Annotated in this window: 17 protein-coding genes; 10 read left to right on the top strand and 7 right to left on the bottom strand. The window is 71.7% G+C overall.

What is annotated here, in order from left to right; all coding sequences use genetic code 11:
* Positions 1-8 precede the first annotated feature (8 nt).
* The 3 genes from AB0C28_RS14450 (at position 9) to AB0C28_RS14440 (ending at position 2,981) form a co-directional block, all read left to right on the top strand.
* Complete coding sequence (locus tag AB0C28_RS14450) at positions 9-797, top strand: SDR family oxidoreductase (protein ID WP_358074617.1); 789 nt, start codon at positions 9-11, stop codon at positions 795-797.
* 93 nt (positions 798-890) lie between these two features.
* A complete protein-coding gene (locus tag AB0C28_RS14445; RefSeq protein ID WP_358074615.1) occupies positions 891-2,186 on the top strand; it encodes a DUF2252 domain-containing protein in 1,296 nt (431 codons plus the stop codon).
* A gap of 48 nt (positions 2,187-2,234) precedes the next feature.
* On the top strand, positions 2,235-2,981 hold the full coding sequence (locus AB0C28_RS14440) for an SDR family oxidoreductase (RefSeq protein ID WP_357837689.1): 747 nt from the start codon (positions 2,235-2,237) through the stop codon (positions 2,979-2,981).
* Here AB0C28_RS14440 and AB0C28_RS14435 read toward each other — a convergent pair whose 3' ends face one another.
* The 3 genes from AB0C28_RS14435 to AB0C28_RS14425 form a co-directional block, all read right to left on the bottom strand.
* Complete coding sequence (locus AB0C28_RS14435) at positions 2,982-3,794, bottom strand: hypothetical protein (protein ID WP_357837692.1); 813 nt, start codon at positions 3,792-3,794, stop codon at positions 2,982-2,984.
* 104 nt (positions 3,795-3,898) lie between these two features.
* Positions 3,899-4,156, bottom strand: coding sequence for a hypothetical protein (locus tag AB0C28_RS14430; RefSeq protein ID WP_357837695.1), 258 nt, complete (start codon positions 4,154-4,156; stop codon positions 3,899-3,901).
* A gap of 42 nt (positions 4,157-4,198) precedes the next feature.
* A complete protein-coding gene (locus AB0C28_RS14425) occupies positions 4,199-4,486 on the bottom strand; it encodes a hypothetical protein (RefSeq protein WP_358074612.1) in 288 nt (95 codons plus the stop codon).
* A 215-nt stretch (positions 4,487-4,701) separates the two neighbouring features.
* Between AB0C28_RS14425 and AB0C28_RS14420 the strand changes: the two genes are divergently transcribed.
* Positions 4,702-5,358, top strand: a complete 657-nt coding sequence (locus AB0C28_RS14420; RefSeq protein WP_358074609.1) for an NIPSNAP family protein — start codon at positions 4,702-4,704, stop codon at positions 5,356-5,358.
* Positions 5,359-5,515: 157 nt separating this feature from the next.
* Here AB0C28_RS14420 and AB0C28_RS14415 read toward each other — a convergent pair whose 3' ends face one another.
* On the bottom strand, positions 5,516-6,367 hold the full coding sequence (locus AB0C28_RS14415) for an SDR family oxidoreductase (protein ID WP_358074606.1): 852 nt from the start codon (positions 6,365-6,367) through the stop codon (positions 5,516-5,518).
* A gap of 40 nt (positions 6,368-6,407) precedes the next feature.
* Between AB0C28_RS14415 and AB0C28_RS14410 the strand changes: the two genes are divergently transcribed.
* The 4 genes from AB0C28_RS14410 to AB0C28_RS14395 are packed head-to-tail and all read left to right on the top strand — an operon-like array spanning position 6,408 to position 9,733.
* Positions 6,408-7,136 carry an enoyl-CoA hydratase family protein gene (locus AB0C28_RS14410; RefSeq protein ID WP_358074603.1) on the top strand — a complete coding sequence of 243 codons (729 nt, stop codon included), beginning with the start codon at positions 6,408-6,410 and terminating at the stop codon, positions 7,134-7,136.
* Positions 7,137-7,192: 56 nt separating this feature from the next.
* Complete coding sequence (locus tag AB0C28_RS14405; protein WP_357837709.1) at positions 7,193-7,966, top strand: CoA-transferase; 774 nt, start codon at positions 7,193-7,195, stop codon at positions 7,964-7,966.
* Positions 7,953-8,675 carry a CoA-transferase gene (locus tag AB0C28_RS14400; RefSeq protein ID WP_358074600.1) on the top strand — a complete coding sequence of 241 codons (723 nt, stop codon included), beginning with the start codon at positions 7,953-7,955 and terminating at the stop codon, positions 8,673-8,675. Before AB0C28_RS14405 ends, AB0C28_RS14400 begins: the two co-directional genes overlap by 14 nt.
* The gene (locus AB0C28_RS14395; RefSeq protein WP_358074597.1) at positions 8,672-9,733 is read left to right on the top strand and encodes a nitronate monooxygenase; all 1,062 of its coding nucleotides are present in this window, start codon (positions 8,672-8,674) and stop codon (positions 9,731-9,733) included. The genes AB0C28_RS14400 and AB0C28_RS14395 overlap by 4 nt, the downstream gene beginning before the upstream one ends.
* Before the next feature lie 20 nt (positions 9,734-9,753).
* Here the strand turns inward: AB0C28_RS14395 and AB0C28_RS14390 are convergent, their stop codons facing one another.
* From AB0C28_RS14390 to AB0C28_RS14380, 3 genes are all read right to left on the bottom strand, one after another.
* On the bottom strand, positions 9,754-10,425 hold the full coding sequence (locus AB0C28_RS14390) for a pentapeptide repeat-containing protein (RefSeq protein ID WP_357837715.1): 672 nt from the start codon (positions 10,423-10,425) through the stop codon (positions 9,754-9,756).
* Between the two features lie 4 nt (positions 10,426-10,429).
* Positions 10,430-11,908, bottom strand: a complete 1,479-nt coding sequence (locus AB0C28_RS14385; protein WP_357837718.1) for a glycoside hydrolase family 3 N-terminal domain-containing protein — start codon at positions 11,906-11,908, stop codon at positions 10,430-10,432.
* A gap of 211 nt (positions 11,909-12,119) precedes the next feature.
* Entirely contained in the window at positions 12,120-13,295 is a 1,176-nt protein-coding gene (locus AB0C28_RS14380; RefSeq protein ID WP_358074594.1) for an acetyl-CoA C-acetyltransferase, read from the bottom strand.
* 97 nt (positions 13,296-13,392) lie between these two features.
* Between AB0C28_RS14380 and AB0C28_RS14375 the strand changes: the two genes are divergently transcribed.
* The gene (locus tag AB0C28_RS14375; protein WP_346104227.1) at positions 13,393-14,061 is read left to right on the top strand and encodes a TetR/AcrR family transcriptional regulator; all 669 of its coding nucleotides are present in this window, start codon (positions 13,393-13,395) and stop codon (positions 14,059-14,061) included.
* Positions 14,058-14,738 carry a DNA alkylation repair protein gene (locus AB0C28_RS14370; RefSeq protein ID WP_358074591.1) on the top strand — a complete coding sequence of 227 codons (681 nt, stop codon included), beginning with the start codon at positions 14,058-14,060 and terminating at the stop codon, positions 14,736-14,738. Before AB0C28_RS14375 ends, AB0C28_RS14370 begins: the two co-directional genes overlap by 4 nt.
* The last annotated feature ends 21 nt before the right edge of the window (positions 14,739-14,759 follow it).

The raw sequence follows: 14,759 nt of genomic DNA, 5'->3' as shown, positions 1-14,759 counted from the left end.
AGCCGCCGATGTCACCATCCCGACCGACGCCGCCCCAGCCGAAGGCTCACGGCCTGCTGGACGGCAAGGTCACGCTCGTCACGGCCGCCGCGGGCGCCGGCATCGGCTACGCCACGGCCAGGCGCTGCGCCGAGGAGGGCGCCACGATCGTCGTCTCCGACCGGCACGAGCGCCGCCTGTCGGCCGCCGCCGACGCGCTGACCGAGCTGACGGGGGTCAAGCCGCTGGCCGTCCCCTGCGACGTGACCTCGGAGGCGCAGGTGCTGGCGCTGTTCGACGCGGTCGTGGAGGCGCACGGGCGGCTGGACGTGGTGGTCAACAACGCCGGGCTCGGCGGGACCGCGCCGCTGGCCGAGATGACCGACGAGCAGTGGCACGCGGTCATCGACGTCACGCTGCACGGCACCATGCGCTGCACCAGGGCGGCCCTGCGGCAGATGATCGCCCAGGGCTCCGGGGTCATCGTCAACAACGCCTCCGTGGTCGGCTGGCGGGCCCAGCGCGGTCAGGCGCACTACGCCGCGGCCAAGGCCGGCGTGATGGCGCTGACCAGGTGCGTCGCGATGGAGGCGGCCGAGCACGGGGTGCGGGTCAACGCCGTGGCGCCGTCGCTGGCGGTGCATCCGTTCCTGGCGAAGGTGACCAGTGAGGAGCTGCTGGCGGAGCTGGCGGCCAAGGAGGCGTTCGGGCGGTCGGCGGAGCCGTGGGAGGTGGCGAACGTGATCGTCTTCCTGGCGAGCGACTACTCCTCGTACATGACGGGCGAGGTCGTCTCCGTCTCCTCGCAGCATCCGTGAACCCGCAGGAATCATCCCTGACCGGCGCGGATCGCCCCTGTCAGGGAAAGACCAGGGTGGCCGGACGGGCGATCCGGATCTAGTGTCCGGACCATGGGCACACGCTCTTCGTTCCTGCTCGATGTCCTCATGACGGAGTTCGGCGAGTCGATCAAGCGAGACCCCGCCGCGTTCAGGCGGAAGTTCAGGAAGATGGCGGCCTCCCCCTTCGCGTTCTACCGGGGCAGCGCCTGCCTGTTCTACGCGGACATGACCGGATCCTTCGCCGACGAGTCCTACCTCGACGGGCCGACCAGCCGGGTGTGGATCCACGGCGACCTGCACGCGGAGAACTTCGGCACCTACATGAACGCCTCCGGCGTCCTCGTCTTCAACGTCAACGACTTCGACGAGGCGTACGTGGGCCCCTACGTCTGGGACCTCAAGCGGTTCGCGGCCAGCCTGGCCCTGCTCGGGTACGCCAAGGCGCTGTCCGACGACTCGATCAGCGTGCTGGTGACCGACTTCGCCGGGGCGTACCTGGTCGAACTGGGCGCCATCGCGGCCGGTGGCGACGACGCGATCGGCTCGCTCACGCTCGACACCACCACCGGCGTGCTGCACCGGGTGCTGCAGCGGGCCCGGCTGAGCACCAGGGTGGCGCTGCTCGACGTCGAAACGGTGATCGACGACTACGACCGGCGCTTCGCGCTCATGGAGGGGCGCGAGCCGGTGGACGAGGCGACGCGGCTGGCGGTGCTGGCGGCCTTCGACGACTACCTGGCCACGCTGCCGGCGCCGCTCGCGCCGCACGAGCAGACGATCAAGGACGTGGCGCTGCGCAAGGGCGTGGGCATCGGGTCGGCGGGGCTGCCGTCGTACAACCTGCTGCTCGAAGGGCGCTCGCAGGCGCTGGAGAACGACGTGATCCTCTACATGAAGCAGGCGGCGGCCCCCGCGGTGGCGCGCTACATCTCCGACGAGAAGGTCACCTCCTACTTCCTGCACCAGGGGCACCGCACGGCCGAGTCGCAGCGGGCGCTGCAGGCCTACGCCGATCCGTGGCTGGGATACACCTCGCTCGGCGGAGTGGGGCAGCTGGTGGCCGAGGTGTCCCCGTACTCGGCCGACCTCGACTGGGACGACGTCAACGAGCCGGCGGAGCTGCGCTCGATCGTGCAGGACCTGGGGCGGGCGGTGGCCCGCATGCACGCGGTGGCCGACGACGAGTCCAGCCACGACCTGGTGGACTTCTCGACGGAGAAGGCGATCGTGGCGGTGATCGGCGCGGACAGGTCCGGATTCGTCGCCATGCTGGTGGACTTCGCCCATCGGTACGGGGCGCGGGCCAGGGACGATCATCAGCGGTTCGTCGACCTGTTCCGCAACGGCCGCCTGCCCGGAGTGTGAGCGTCCGACCCTGACAGCCGACCGGTCGGTATGGCATGCTCCCAGAACATGACTCTGTTCTCAGTGGAAGGCAAGAACGTCGTCGTCACCGGCGGTTCGCGCGGCATCGGGCGCATGATCGCCGCCGGGTTCGTCGAGGCGGGCGCGACCGTGCACATCTCCGCCCGCAAAACGGCCGAGGTGGAGAAGACGGCCGCCGAGCTCGGCTGCTCCGCCGTGCCGGCCGACCTGTCCACGCCCGAGGGGCTGGACCGGCTGGTGTCGGCGGTGGACGGGCCGCTGCACGTGCTGGTGAACAACGCGGGGGCGACGTGGGGCGCGCCGCTGGAGGAATATCCGGAGAGCGCCTTCGACAAGCTGTGGAACATCAACGTCAAGGGGGTGTTCCAGCTGACCCAGCGGTTCCTGCCGCAGTTGCGCCAGGCCGCCGGCGCCGACGACCCGGCCCGGGTGATCAACGTCGGCTCGATCGACGGGCTCAGGGTGCCGGCCTTGGAGAGCTACGCCTACTCCGCGACGAAGTCGGCCGTCCACATGCTCACCCGCCACCTGGCCAAGCGCCTGGCCGGCGAGCACATCACGGTCAACGCCATCGCGCCGGGGCCGTTCGAGTCGAAGATGATGGCGTTCGCGCTCGACGACCCCGCCACCCGCGCGAGCATCGCCGCGAGCGTCCCGCTGGGGCGCATCGGGCGGCCTGAGGACATGGCGGGCGCGGCCATCTACCTGGCCTCGCGGGCGGGGGCGTACCTCACCGGCACGGTCATCCCGGTGGACGGCGGGATCTCCTGCTGATCAGAGCAGCTCGCGCAGCGCCCTGGCGAAGCTCGCCGCCGCCGACGGCTCGTGGCGCAGGTAGAGGGCGGGCTCGGTCAGCTCCAGCTCGATGACGGCGGGCGCGCCGCCGGGGAGCCGGACCAGATCGACCCTGGCGTAGAGAAGGACATGGGGTACGGCGGTGAGCACCTTCTCGGCGAGGTCGACCTGGTCCGGAGCCGGCGTGCGGAGCCGGGCCCGCGAGATGTCGCCGGGGCCCGCCCCGCGGGCGAGCATGGGCCTGCGGCGGACGGCGTGACTGAGGCGGCCGTTGAAGAACAGCAGCGAGGTCTCGCCCTCCGACTCCACCATGTCGAGGTACGGCTGCACCATCGGCGCGCGCCCCGCGGCCTCCAGCGCCGCGGCCAGCGCCTCCGCCTCGGCGCGGTCGGCGGTCCTGACGGTGTCGCGGGCCCCGCCGGAGACGGTCGGCTTGACGACGTATTCCGGCCAGTCGGGCAGCCCCCGCGACGACCAGTGCGTGGGCACGATCGGCACACCCAGGTCGCGCAGGTAGGTCTTGTCGGTGTTCGACTCCAGCACCGCGTACGGGTTCAGCAGCCGCGTGACGGACTCCACGCCGCGCGCCCACGCCAGGAACTCCTCCCGCCGCAGGATGTAGTCCCAGACGGAACGGACGACGACGGCGTCGTACGCGCTCCAGTCGACCGCCGGGTCGTCCCAGCGCTCGGCGCGCCCGTCGATCCCGGCCTCTTTCCAGGCGGTCAGGACCAGGTCGAGCTCGTCGTCCTCACGAAAGTTCTCAAACGTGGCATAGGCGCAGAGAGTCACGCAAAGATGCTATTACGGTGCGAGCCGGGCCTTTTCGGCCCGGCCCGCCCCCTACCCCGCACGAGCGCGCCGCCTTCCGTCAGGTCCGCGGCGCGGGAGCCGGACTAGTCGACCACGTCGTCGACGGCCACGTCGCTGCCGTTGGTGCCCGTCACGGCGTTGCCGTTGACGTTGTTGATCGCGGTGGCGCCGAGGCCGTTCACGTTGGAGTTGACGACGTTGCCGAAGTTGTTGCCCGACTGCGAGGAGCCGCGGTTGGAGCTGGTGTTGCCGGCGTTCGTGTCGGCCTGGGCGGGGGCGGACAGCAGGGTCACGCCGGCCGCGGCGGCGATGAGACCGGTCACGCAGAGCTTCTTCATCATGGTGCTTGCCCTTTCGTAGTGCTGTTTCGGGACGCCAGCGGGTCAGTGGAAGATGTACGTCACCGTGATGCCGCCGTAGGTGGCGGTCGGCGCGATGCCGTTGACGTTGTTGACGTTGGTCGAGTGTCCTGAGCCGTGGTTGCCGGCCAGGACGTCCCCGAAGTTGTTTCCCGACTGGGACGAATCGCTGTTGCCGCTCCGGTTCGCGGACCAGTCGGCGCCGGTCCACGGGCTGATCCAGTCGTCGTCAGCGTGAGCGGGGACTGCCAGTAGTGTGCCGCCGGCGACCGCTGCCAGCACGGCCGCGGCGGCGCACACCCTTCTGATCACTTCTGCTCCTTCGCCAGTTGGGGAAGAGCTCGGAGACGGCGCTCGCAGGGCCCTGAGCGCACACCGCCCCCTTGACCTTCCTTGGACCTCAGGGGATCAAGGTCAGTGCGAGCATATAGCGTTGCGTGGTCGATTAGTAGCTGTGCGTGATCAGAATATTGTTCGAAGCTTACGCTGACACGGGATGTCAGTGACCCGGCCCTAACGTCCGGCGCATGATCTACGAACTACGGCGCTACCAGATGCGCCCCGGGCGGCGTGACGTCCTCATCGAGCTGTTCGAGCGGGAGTTCATCGAGACGCAGGAGGCCACCGGCATGCGGGTCGCCGGATCCTTCCGCGAGGACGGCGAGCCGGACACCTTCCCCTGGTTGCGGGCCTTTCCCAACATGGAGTCGCGGCGGGCGGCGCTGACCGACTTCTACAGCGGCCCGACCTGGCTGGCCAACCGTGACACGGCCAACGGCACGATGGTCGACTCCGACGACGTGCTGCTGCTGCGGCCCGCCGGACCGGAGCTGCCTTTCGGTGAACGGCCTCCGGTGGGGGCGAAGGAACTGCCCTCGTCACTCTACGTAGCCACGATCCATCACGTGGCCGGAGACGGCTTCGCCGGACTCTTCGCGCGGGAGACCCTGCCGGCGCTGGCCGAGGCGGGGGTGCGGCCGGTGGGTTGCCTGGAGAGCGAGCACGCGGAGAACACCTATCCGCGACTGCCCGTGAGGACGGGGGTGAACGTGTTCGTGTGGTTCGCCCGTTTCGAGACTCCGGAGGAGGAGCGGGAGGTGGAGCTGCCGATGCTGAAGCCGTACCTGACCGCGCCCACGGAGCGGCTGCGCCTGCGCCCCACCGCCCGGTCTTCCCTGCGCTGATCCCCCACCGCCCGCTCGTCTCTGCGCTGACCTCACACCGCCCGGCGTCCGCGCGCTGGTCCCGCGCGTCCCCTGCCGCCCCGGCGCTGAGGTCCGCACCGATCGGCGCATGGGGCCACAGCGTCAGGGGCCGCTCCGCTCCCGTGCCGGTCGCCGGTCACTCCGCGACGAGGTGGCGCCAGGCGGGGATCTCGCCGCCGCCGTCCACTCGCACCTCCGCGCCGGTCACGTAGCCGGGGGCAGCCAGCCACAGGCAGGCCTGGGCCACGTCGGCCGGTGTGGCCATCCGCCCGGCCGGGATGGCCCGGCCGTCGAGATCCGCCCGGCCGCCATAGTGGTCCGCCGCGCCGTGGGCACCGGCGCCCCGAGTGCCGAGGTCCCGGGCTCCGGCATCCTGGGATCCGGCGTCCCGGGTGTCGGCGTCCCGGGTGGTGGCCAGGCCCACGACGACCGTGTTGACCCGCACCCGGGGGGCCCACTCGGCGGCCAGGCAGCGGGCCAGGTGGTGCAGGCCGGCTTTGGCGGCGCCGTACGCGGAGGTGCCGGGTGAGGGGCGGGCGCCGCTGGCGCTGCCGATCATCACCACGGCCCCGCCCGCCTCGGCGAGCAGCGGGTACGCGCACTGCGAGACCAGCAGCGGAGCCGTCAGGTTGAGCTCGATGACGCGGGCGTGCAGGCGCGGCGACGTGCCCTCCAAGGGTGCGGGGGGCGAGCCGCCCGCGTTGTTGACCACGACGTCGAGCCGGTCGAACCCCGAGATCAGCCGCTCGACGTCCGAAGGATCGCGCACGTCGGCCTGGACGAAACGGAACCCCCCGGCCGGGACGGCGCCCCGCCCGACCGCTCCGGTATCGCCGGAGTGATGGTCACGGGCGGTGGGTGGGGTTCTGGCGCAGACGGTGACCTCGGCGCCGGCCGAGGCGAAGGCGGCGGCGATGCCGGCGCCGATTCCCTTGGTGCCGCCGGTCACCAGGACGCGCTTGCCCGCGTAGTCGTAAGTCACGGTCACGAGTGCTACCGTACCAAGCAAGCGTTAGGTAAGGGGGGAGATGGGCATCACGTTGCTGGGCGGAGCGGTCGCCGAGGTGGTCGTTGACCTGCCGCCGGTGAACGCACTGGCCGTGCGGGACTGGGAGAAGCTGGCCCGCCTCGTGCGGGCGGCCGGCGAGGACCCCGCGACCCGGGTAGTCGTGCTGCGGGCCGAAGGGCGCGGGTTCAACGCCGGAGTGGACATCAAGGAGATGCGCGACAGCGAGGGGCACGCCGCGCTGGTCGGGGCCAACCGGGCCTGCTACGAGGCGTTCGCCGCCGTGTACGAGTGCGCGGTGCCGGTGATCGCGGCCGTGCACGGGCACTGCCTGGGCGGCGGCGTCGGGCTGGTGGGGAACGCGGACGTGGTGGTGGCCGGCGAGGACGCCTACTTCGGCCTGCCCGAGGTGGACAGAGGCGCGCTGGGAGCCGCCACGCACCTGTCCAGGCTGGTGCCGCAGCATCTCGTCCGAGCCATGGTCTACACGTGCAGAAACGTCACCGCCGCCGAACTGCACGCCTTCGGGTCCGTCCTGGAGGTGGTGCCGCGCGACAAGCTGCACGAGACGGCGATGGAGGTGGCGGGGCAGATCGCGGCCAAGGACCCGTACGTGATCCGGCGCGCGAAGGAGTCGCTCAACGGCATCGACCCGATGGACGTCAACCGCAGCTACCGCTTCGAGCAGGGCTTCACCTTCGAGCTGAACCTCCTGGGCATCGGCGAGCGGCACAGGGAGCGGTTCGAGTGAGCGCATCGGCCAACGAACCGGCGGCCGATCTGGGAGCACGCCCGGGGAGCAAGGTGATGACGGCCGAGCAGGTGGCCGCGTCCGTGGAGAGCGGGATGGCGGTCGGGATCGGCGGCTGGGGCTCGCGCCGCAAGCCCATGGCTCTCGTCCAGGCCCTGCTCCGCTCCCCCGTCCGCGACCTCACCCTCATCTCGTACGGCGGCCCCGACGTCGGCATGCTCTGCGCGGCGGGAAAGGTGCGCAGGGTCGTGGCCCCGTTCGTGACCCTCGACTCCATCCCCCTCGAACCGCACTTCAGAAGGGCCCGCCAGACGGGGGCGATCGAGTTCACCGAGTACGACGAGGGCATGTTCATGTTCGGCCTGCTGGCCGGGGCGCACCGGCTGCCGTTCCTGCCGACGCGGGCCGGGATGGGCTCGGACGTGATGCGGGTCAATCCGGAGCTGCGGACCGTGCGGTCGCCGTACGCGGACGGGGAGGAGCTGGTGGCGGTGCCGGCGCTGAGGCCCGACGTGGCGCTCGTGCACGTGAACCGGGCCGACGCGCGGGGCAACGCCCAATACCTGGGCCCCGACCCGTACTTCGACGACCTCTACGCCAAGGCCGCCGGGCGCTGCTACGTCTCGTGCGAGCGGCTGGTGGACCCGGCGGACCTGCTGAAGGAGGGGCCGGTGCAGTCGTTGCTGATCAGCCGCTCGATGGTGGCGGGCGTGGTGGAGGCGCCGGGCGGAGCCGGGTTCACCTCGTGCGAGCCCGACTACGGCCGCGACGAGGCCGAGCAGCGGCGATACGTGGAGACGCCGTGGGAGGACTTCCGTGAGCAGGGCTGACGTGTGCGTGGTGGCCTGCGCGGAGGCGTTCAGGGGCGACGGGGAGATCCTCGCGGCCGGGATCGGCGGGGCGGTCACGGTGCTGGCCGCGCGGCTGGCCCGGCTCACGTTCGAACCTGACCTGCTCACCCACGACGGCGTCTGCCTGCTCACCGGCGACGTGCCCGCGCTCGGCGAGGCACCGCAGGTGGTGGAGGGGTGGCTGCCCTTCCGCGAGCACCTGTGGCTGGTGCTGAACGGGCGGCGGCACGTCATGCTCGGAGCCAGCCAGATCGACCGGCACGGCAACACGAACATCTCCTGCGTCGGCGACTGGGCCAGGCCCAAGGCGCAGTTGCTCGGTGTGCGCGGCGCCCCGGGGAACACCCGCTGCGACCCGACGAGCTACTGGATCCCCCGGCACTCGACCAGGGTGTTCGTCCCCGAGGTGGACATGGTCAGCGGGCTCGGCACCGACAGGGGCGCGTTCGAGCTGCGCCGGGTGGTGACGAACCTGGCCGTGCTCGACTTCGGCGGGCCCGGCGGGGCGATGCGGCTGGTGTCGACGCATCCTGGGGTGAGCGTGGCCGACGTGGTCGCCGCGACCGGGTTCGAGCTGGCCGGCGCCGGCGACGGCGTCCCCCGTACGCGGGAGCCGACCGAGGAGGAGCTGCGCGTGCTCGACCGCCTCGACCCCGGTCGCCTGCGCGACCGGGAGGTGCCGGCGTGAGGACCGCGCTGACGTCGCTGGTCGGCTGCCGGCATCCGATCGTGCAGACCGGCATGGGGTACGTCGCCGGGGCCCGGCTGGCCGCGGCCACGTCGGCGGCGGGCGGCCTGGGCGTGATCGGGTCGGCCACCATGTCGGTGCCCGAGATGACCGCGGCGATCAGGCGGGTCAAGGAGCGGACGGACGCCCCCTTCGGGGTGAACCTGCGCACCGACGCCGACGACGCGGCGGCCAGGATCGAGGTGCTGATCAAGGAGGGCGTGCGGGTGGCGTCGTTCGCGCTGGCGCCGCGCCGCGAGCTGATCGCCCGGCTCAAGGACGCGGGCGTGGTGACGATCCCGTCGGTGGGGGCGCGCCGGCACGCGGAGAAGGTCGCGGCGTGGGGCGCCGACGCGGTGATCGTACAGGGCGGCGAGGGCGGGGGGCACACGGGGCCGGTGGCGACCACCCTGCTGCTGCCGCAGGTCGTGGACGCGGTGGACATCCCGGTGATCGCGGCGGGCGGCTTCTTCGACGGGCGCGGGCTGGTGGCGGCGCTGGCGTACGGGGCCTGCGGGATCGCCATGGGCACCCGGTTCCTGCTGACCGCCGACTCGCCGGTGCCCGACGAGGTGAAGCGGTTCTACCTGGCGGCGCGCGAGACCGTGGTGACCCGCGACGTGGACGGGGTGCCACACCGGGTGCTGAGCACGCCGTTCGTGGCCTCGCTCGAACGTTCCCGCCTGGTCAGGGCGGTGGTGAACGGGGCCAGGTTCAAGCGGCTGTCGGGGCTGTCCTGGCGGTCGATGCTGCGCGAGGGACGGCGGATGCGGCGGGGCCGCGAGCTGACGTGGGCGCAGGTGCTGCAGGCGGCGAACACACCGGTGCTGCTGCGGGCGGCCATGGTGGAGGGCAGAGTGGACCTGGGGGTGATGGCCTCGGGGCAGGTGGTCACGGTGATCGACGACCTGCCGTCCTGCCGTGAGCTGGTCGAGCGCGTCATGGCGGAGGCGGAGGCGACACTGGCCCGACTGCCCGCGAGCACGTCCCTCCAGGACGAGGCACCCACAGGACGGTGACGCCACGTACGACGCGGCGGCTACAGGACGGTGATGCCGCGGGCCGCGAGGATGGCGTTGGCCTGCGTCTGGTTGATCACGGCACCCGCGAACGCGCGCAGCCTGTCGTCGTCCGGCTGCCCCAGATCGGCCCCGCGCAGGTCGGCCTGCTGGAACTTGGTCAGCAGCAGCCGCGCGCCGATGAGCCGGCAGTCGCTCAGCGTGGCCTGGGTGAAGTCGCAGCCGGACAGGTCGGCGTCGTCGAAGCGCACGCCCTCGATCACCTCGCCGCGCAGCGAGCAGCCGCCGAGGTTGGCCAGCGTCAGGTTGGAGCGCGCGACCTTGAAGCCGGTGCCCCTGGAGCCGGTGAGCGAGGCACCGATCATGCGGCAGCCGGTGAAGGAGACGTCGGTCAGCAGCGCGCCGCCGAACCGGGCCGACGACAGGTCCACATCGGTGAAGGTCGCGTCGATGAGGTCGGCGTCGCTGAACCTGATGCGCATCCCGCCGCCGCCCTTGAAGACCGCCCCGTCGAGGTCGGCCTTGCGGAAGTCGGTCTGCTCCAGCACGCACGACTCGAACCGCGCCCCGGCCAGCGAGGCGCCCCACAGGTCGGTCTCCGTCAGGTCGCACTCGCGGAAGACGTGGGTCTCCCCCTGGGGAAGCCGGTCGCCCAGCGCCTTGTGTGAGAGGTCCTCGCCGTCGAAGTTCACGATCTCAGAGACTACCGGTCAGCACCTCCGCCGCGGCCTGGCCGCAGACCCGCGCGGAGCCGTACGTGGCGATGTGCACGGCCCCCAGGTCGGACCTGGCGGGCAGGCCCATCTCCACGACCACGGCGTCGGGGCGGGCGCTGAGCAGGTGGCTCAGGGCCTCCGACTGCCAGCGGTGGCGGTGCACGTCCCTGACCACCACGACCAGCGGACGGCCGGCGGCCCGGCCGATCACCCGCTCCAGCTCGGGGCCGGTGGTCCGGCCCGCCGTCAGGCGGACGGTGGAGGTGCCGGGGCGCAGCCGGGTCAGGGGCTCGCCGACGCCCCACGGGGTCTTCCTGTCGATGGCCAGGTTCATCTCCGGCGCCAGCTCCACCACGCAGGGCTCGGGGCCGAGCGGGAGCACGGCCGCGGTGGAGCGGCGGGTGAGGCGGATCGCCCGGCGGGCCGCGGTCAGGCCGACGTGGCCGTCAGCGGGGGCCGGACTGCCCGAGGAGGCGGCCCACGTGGCCAGCTCGCGGACCCTGCGAGCGGCGTCCGCCAGTCGCTCCTCGGGCAGCAGCCCGCTGGTCACCGCCGCCGCGATCGCGTCGCGGATCCCGGCCGCGGTGGCCTCGTCGGCGTGCTCACCGCCGACGCAGATGGCGTCCGCCCCGGCGGCCAGGGCTCGGGCGGAGGCGCCGCCGATCCCGTACGCGCCCGCCACGGCGGCCATCTCGATGCCGTCAGTGATGATCATTCCGTCGAAGCCGAGCTCCTCCCGCAGCAGCCCGGTGAGCACTTTGGGGCTGAGCGTGGCGGGCAGTTCGGCGTCGTACGACGGCACCAGGAGGTGGCCGGTCATGACCGCCTTGACCCCTTCGGCGATGGCCTCGCGAAAAGGGAACAGCGCGTCCTCGATCCCGCTCTCGGCGACGACCGGCACCCCGTGGTGCGAGTCCACGGAGGTGTCCCCGTGCCCGGGGAAGTGCTTGGCGCAGGCGGCCACCCCGGCCGACTGCAGCCCGCGGACGAACGCCCTGGTGTGCCGGGCGACCAGCGCCGGGTCCGCGCCGAAGGCCCGCAGCCCGATGACCGGGTTGTCCGGGTTGGAGTTGACGTCGGCGGAGGGGGCGAAGTCGAGGGAGATGCCCGCCCCGGCCAGGTCCGCGCCGAGGCCGGCGGCCAGCGACTCGGTGAGGTCCACGTCGTCCACGACGCCGAGCGCGTATCCGCCGGGGCGGCTGCTGCCGGTGTCCGCCTCCAGCCTGGTGACCTCGCCGGACTCCTCGTCGGTGCCGACGAGCACCTCGGGGTTCTCCGCGCGCAGGGCGGCCGTGAGCCGGGCCACCTGCGCGGGGTCGGCGATGTTGCGCGAGAACAGCACCACGCCGGCCAGCCCCGCGCCGAGCCGGCGGCGGATCCAGTCGGGAGGGTCGTGTCCGGTGAAACCGGGGAAGAGGACGGCGTCGGCGAGGCGAAGCAGGTCACCGCTCAGGGGCATGGTCTGCAATCTAATAGGAAAGTTTCCTATTTGCTAGAGGCATTTTCTGACGTCAGCCCGTTTCTTATCATGACAGACCCGACTCATAGCGAGCCCGGCTCACGATCCGCCCGGCTCCTGACCCCCGGCCGGCCCTGGCTCGCCATCCGCCCGGCCCATGTCGAACCGGGCGTCCCCCACCCCCAGGCCCCCACCCCCAGGCCCCGGTCCGTCAGGGCGATTCCGGGCCGGGCGTGGCGAGTCGTTCGATGATCGTGACGTTCGCCTGTCCGCCGCCCTCGCACATGGTGAGCAGGCCGTACCTGCCGCCGGTCCGCTCCAGCTCGTGCAGCAGCTTGACCGCCAGCACGGCGCCGGTCGCGCCGAGCGGATGGCCGAGGGCGATGGAGCCGCCGTTCGGGTTGACCTTGGCGGGGTCGGCGCCGGTCTCCTGCATCCAGGCCAGCACGACGGAGGCGAACGCCTCGTTGATCTCGATCGCGTCGAAGTCCCCGATGGACAGGCCGGTCATCCCGAGCGCGTGCACGGTGGCGGGGATGGGAGCGGAGAGCATCATGATCGGGTCGTCGCCGCGCGCCGACAAATGGTGCACGCGGGCGCGCGGCGTCAGGCCGTGCTCGCGCACCGCGCGGGGCGAGGCGACGAGCAGGGCGGCGGCGCCGTCGGAGATCTGGGAGGCCAGGGCGGCGGTCAGGCGGCCGCCGTCCGTCAGTGGCCTGAGCGCGGCCATCCGCTCGCGGGTGGTGTCCCTGCGCGGGCCCTCGTCCACGGCGACGCCTTCGAAGGGGGCGATCTCGCGCCCGAAGTGCCCGGCGTCGATGGCGTGCAGGGCCCGGCGGTGCGACTCGTACGCGTACCGTTCCATCTCCTCGCGCGAGATGCCCCAGCGCTCGGCGATCAGCTCGGCGCCGGTGAACTGGGAGACCTCCTGGGTGCCGTACCGCTGCGCCCAGCCCTTGGAACCGGAGAACGGCGTCTCGTGCCCGAGCGGCCGGCCCGCGAGCATCGCGGAGGAGATGGGGATCATGCTCATGTTCTGCACACCCCCGGCCACCACCAGGTCGTTCGTGCCGGACAGCACGGCCTGGGCGGCGAAGTGCAGCGCCTGCTGCGAGGAGCCGCACTGGCGGTCGATCGTGACGCCCGGCACCTCCTCCGGCAGGCCCGCCGCGAGCCAGCAGGTGCGCGCGACGTCGCCGGCCTGGGGGCCGATGGTGTCCACGCAGCCGAAGATCACGTCCTCGACGGCGGACGGGTCGGCGTCGGCGCGGTACATCAGCTCTTTGAGCACGTGCGCGCCGAGGTCGGCGGGGTGGGCTCCGGACAGCCCGCCGTTCCTGCGCCCGACGGGGGTGCGGACGGCGCCGACGATGTACGCCTCACTCATCCCGATATCGTAGCAAGCGCTTGGTATGTGCGGGAATGCCGTATGAGCTGGGCCGGTAAGGTGAACAAGCGATTGTCCGATGGCTCATAATGGTGTCGTGACCACGCGAAAGAACTCCGGCACCACCGCCGCCCCGGCCAAGCGCCAGCGCGCGACCTCATCGGGGTCGGCGTCCGAGCGTCGCGACCACCTCGTCAAGCTCGCTGCGGAGCTCTTCGCGCGCAAGGGCTTCCAGGCCACGACCGTACGCGAGATCGCCGACGAGGCGGGCATCCTCTCCGGAAGTCTCTACCACCACTTCGACTCCAAGGAGACGATCGTCGACGAGGTGCTGTCCACCTTCCTCGACGACCTCATCGCCCGCTACCGCGCCGCCCTCGACACCAAGGCCGACCCCCGCACCGTGCTGTCGGAGATGGTGCGCATCGGCTTCGGCACGCTGGAGCCCCACCGCGCCGCCATCACGGTGATGCAGAACGACTGGAACTACCTGCGCCAGTTCGAGCGCTTCAACTACCTGGTCAAGGCCGAGGACGAGGTCGAGCAGATCTGGGTCTCGCAGATCAAGGCGGGGCAGGCGGCCGGGCTGTTCCGGGCCGACGTCGACCCCAAGCTGACCTACCGGATGATCAGGGACACGATCTGGGTGGCGGTGCGCTGGTTCCGCCCCGGCGGCAGGCTCAACACGGCCGGCCTGGCGGAGCACTACATCACCGTGCTCTTCGACGGGCTCGCCACCGGCGAGCGCACCACCCAAAAGGGATGAGCCTCGGCAAGGCGGTGCGCCTGGCACTGCAGGAGGCGGCCGAGCCCGCCAAGGCCGAGACCATGCGCGCCTACATGAAGTCCACCATGCCCTTCCTCGGCGTCAAGGCGGTACCCCGGCGGGCGGCGCTGCGGAAGGTGTTCGCCGAACACCGGCTGGGCAGCGCTCCCGAGTGGCGGCGCGCCGTGCTGTCGCTGTGGCGCGAGGCCGAATTCCGCGAGGAGCGCTACGCCGCCGTCGAGCTGTCCGGCTATCACCTCTACCGGGAGTTCCAGACCCTCTACACCGTGCCGATGTACGAGGAGATGATCGTCACCGGCGCCTGGTGGGACCTGGTCGACGAGCTGGCCACCCATCGCGTCGGCGGGCTGCTGGCCGTCTATCCCGACTCGATGCGGCCGCTCATGCTGGAGTGGGCGCACGACGACGACCTGTGGAAGCGGCGCACGGCCATCCTGTGCCAGAACCGGTTCAAGTCGCGTACGGACACGGCTCTGTTGTACGCGTGCATCGAGCCGAGTCTTTCGGACAACGACTTCTTCGCCCGCAAGGCGATCGGCTGGGCCTTACGCGAGTTCGCCAAGACCAATCCCGGCGAGGTGATCCGCTACGTGAAGGCCAAGGGCATCTCGGGGCTCAGCCGCCGCGAGGCGCTCAAGAACCTGCCGGCCCAGTAGATCAGGCCCCTATGATCGGGC

The organism is Nonomuraea sp. NPDC048892, from assembly GCF_040649735.1.
In the GTDB taxonomy this organism is placed as follows: Bacteria; Actinomycetota; Actinomycetes; order Streptosporangiales; family Streptosporangiaceae; genus Nonomuraea; species Nonomuraea maheshkhaliensis.
The sequence above is the reverse complement of the archived record's forward strand: the minus strand, read 5'-3'. Positions and strand labels throughout refer to the sequence as shown.

Excerpts from the sequence above, each read along its gene's own strand:
- AB0C28_RS14420 (WP_358074609.1), top strand. The coding sequence starts at position 4,702 with ATGATCTACGAACTACGGCGCTACCAGATGCGCCCCGGGCGGCGTGAC.
- AB0C28_RS14430 (WP_357837695.1), bottom strand. The coding sequence starts at position 4,156 with ATGATGAAGAAGCTCTGCGTGACCGGTCTCATCGCCGCCGCGGCCGGC.
- AB0C28_RS14405 (WP_357837709.1), top strand. The coding sequence starts at position 7,193 with ATGACGGCCGAGCAGGTGGCCGCGTCCGTGGAGAGCGGGATGGCGGTC.
- AB0C28_RS14440 (WP_357837689.1), top strand. The coding sequence starts at position 2,235 with ATGACTCTGTTCTCAGTGGAAGGCAAGAACGTCGTCGTCACCGGCGGT.
- AB0C28_RS14410 (WP_358074603.1), top strand. The coding sequence starts at position 6,408 with ATGGGCATCACGTTGCTGGGCGGAGCGGTCGCCGAGGTGGTCGTTGAC.
- AB0C28_RS14370 (WP_358074591.1), top strand. The coding sequence starts at position 14,058 with ATGAGCCTCGGCAAGGCGGTGCGCCTGGCACTGCAGGAGGCGGCCGAG.
- AB0C28_RS14380 (WP_358074594.1), bottom strand. The coding sequence starts at position 13,295 with ATGAGTGAGGCGTACATCGTCGGCGCCGTCCGCACCCCCGTCGGGCGC.
- AB0C28_RS14450 (WP_358074617.1), top strand. The coding sequence starts at position 9 with ATGTCACCATCCCGACCGACGCCGCCCCAGCCGAAGGCTCACGGCCTG.
- AB0C28_RS14385 (WP_357837718.1), bottom strand. The coding sequence starts at position 11,908 with ATGCCCCTGAGCGGTGACCTGCTTCGCCTCGCCGACGCCGTCCTCTTC.
- AB0C28_RS14445 (WP_358074615.1), top strand. The coding sequence starts at position 891 with ATGGGCACACGCTCTTCGTTCCTGCTCGATGTCCTCATGACGGAGTTC.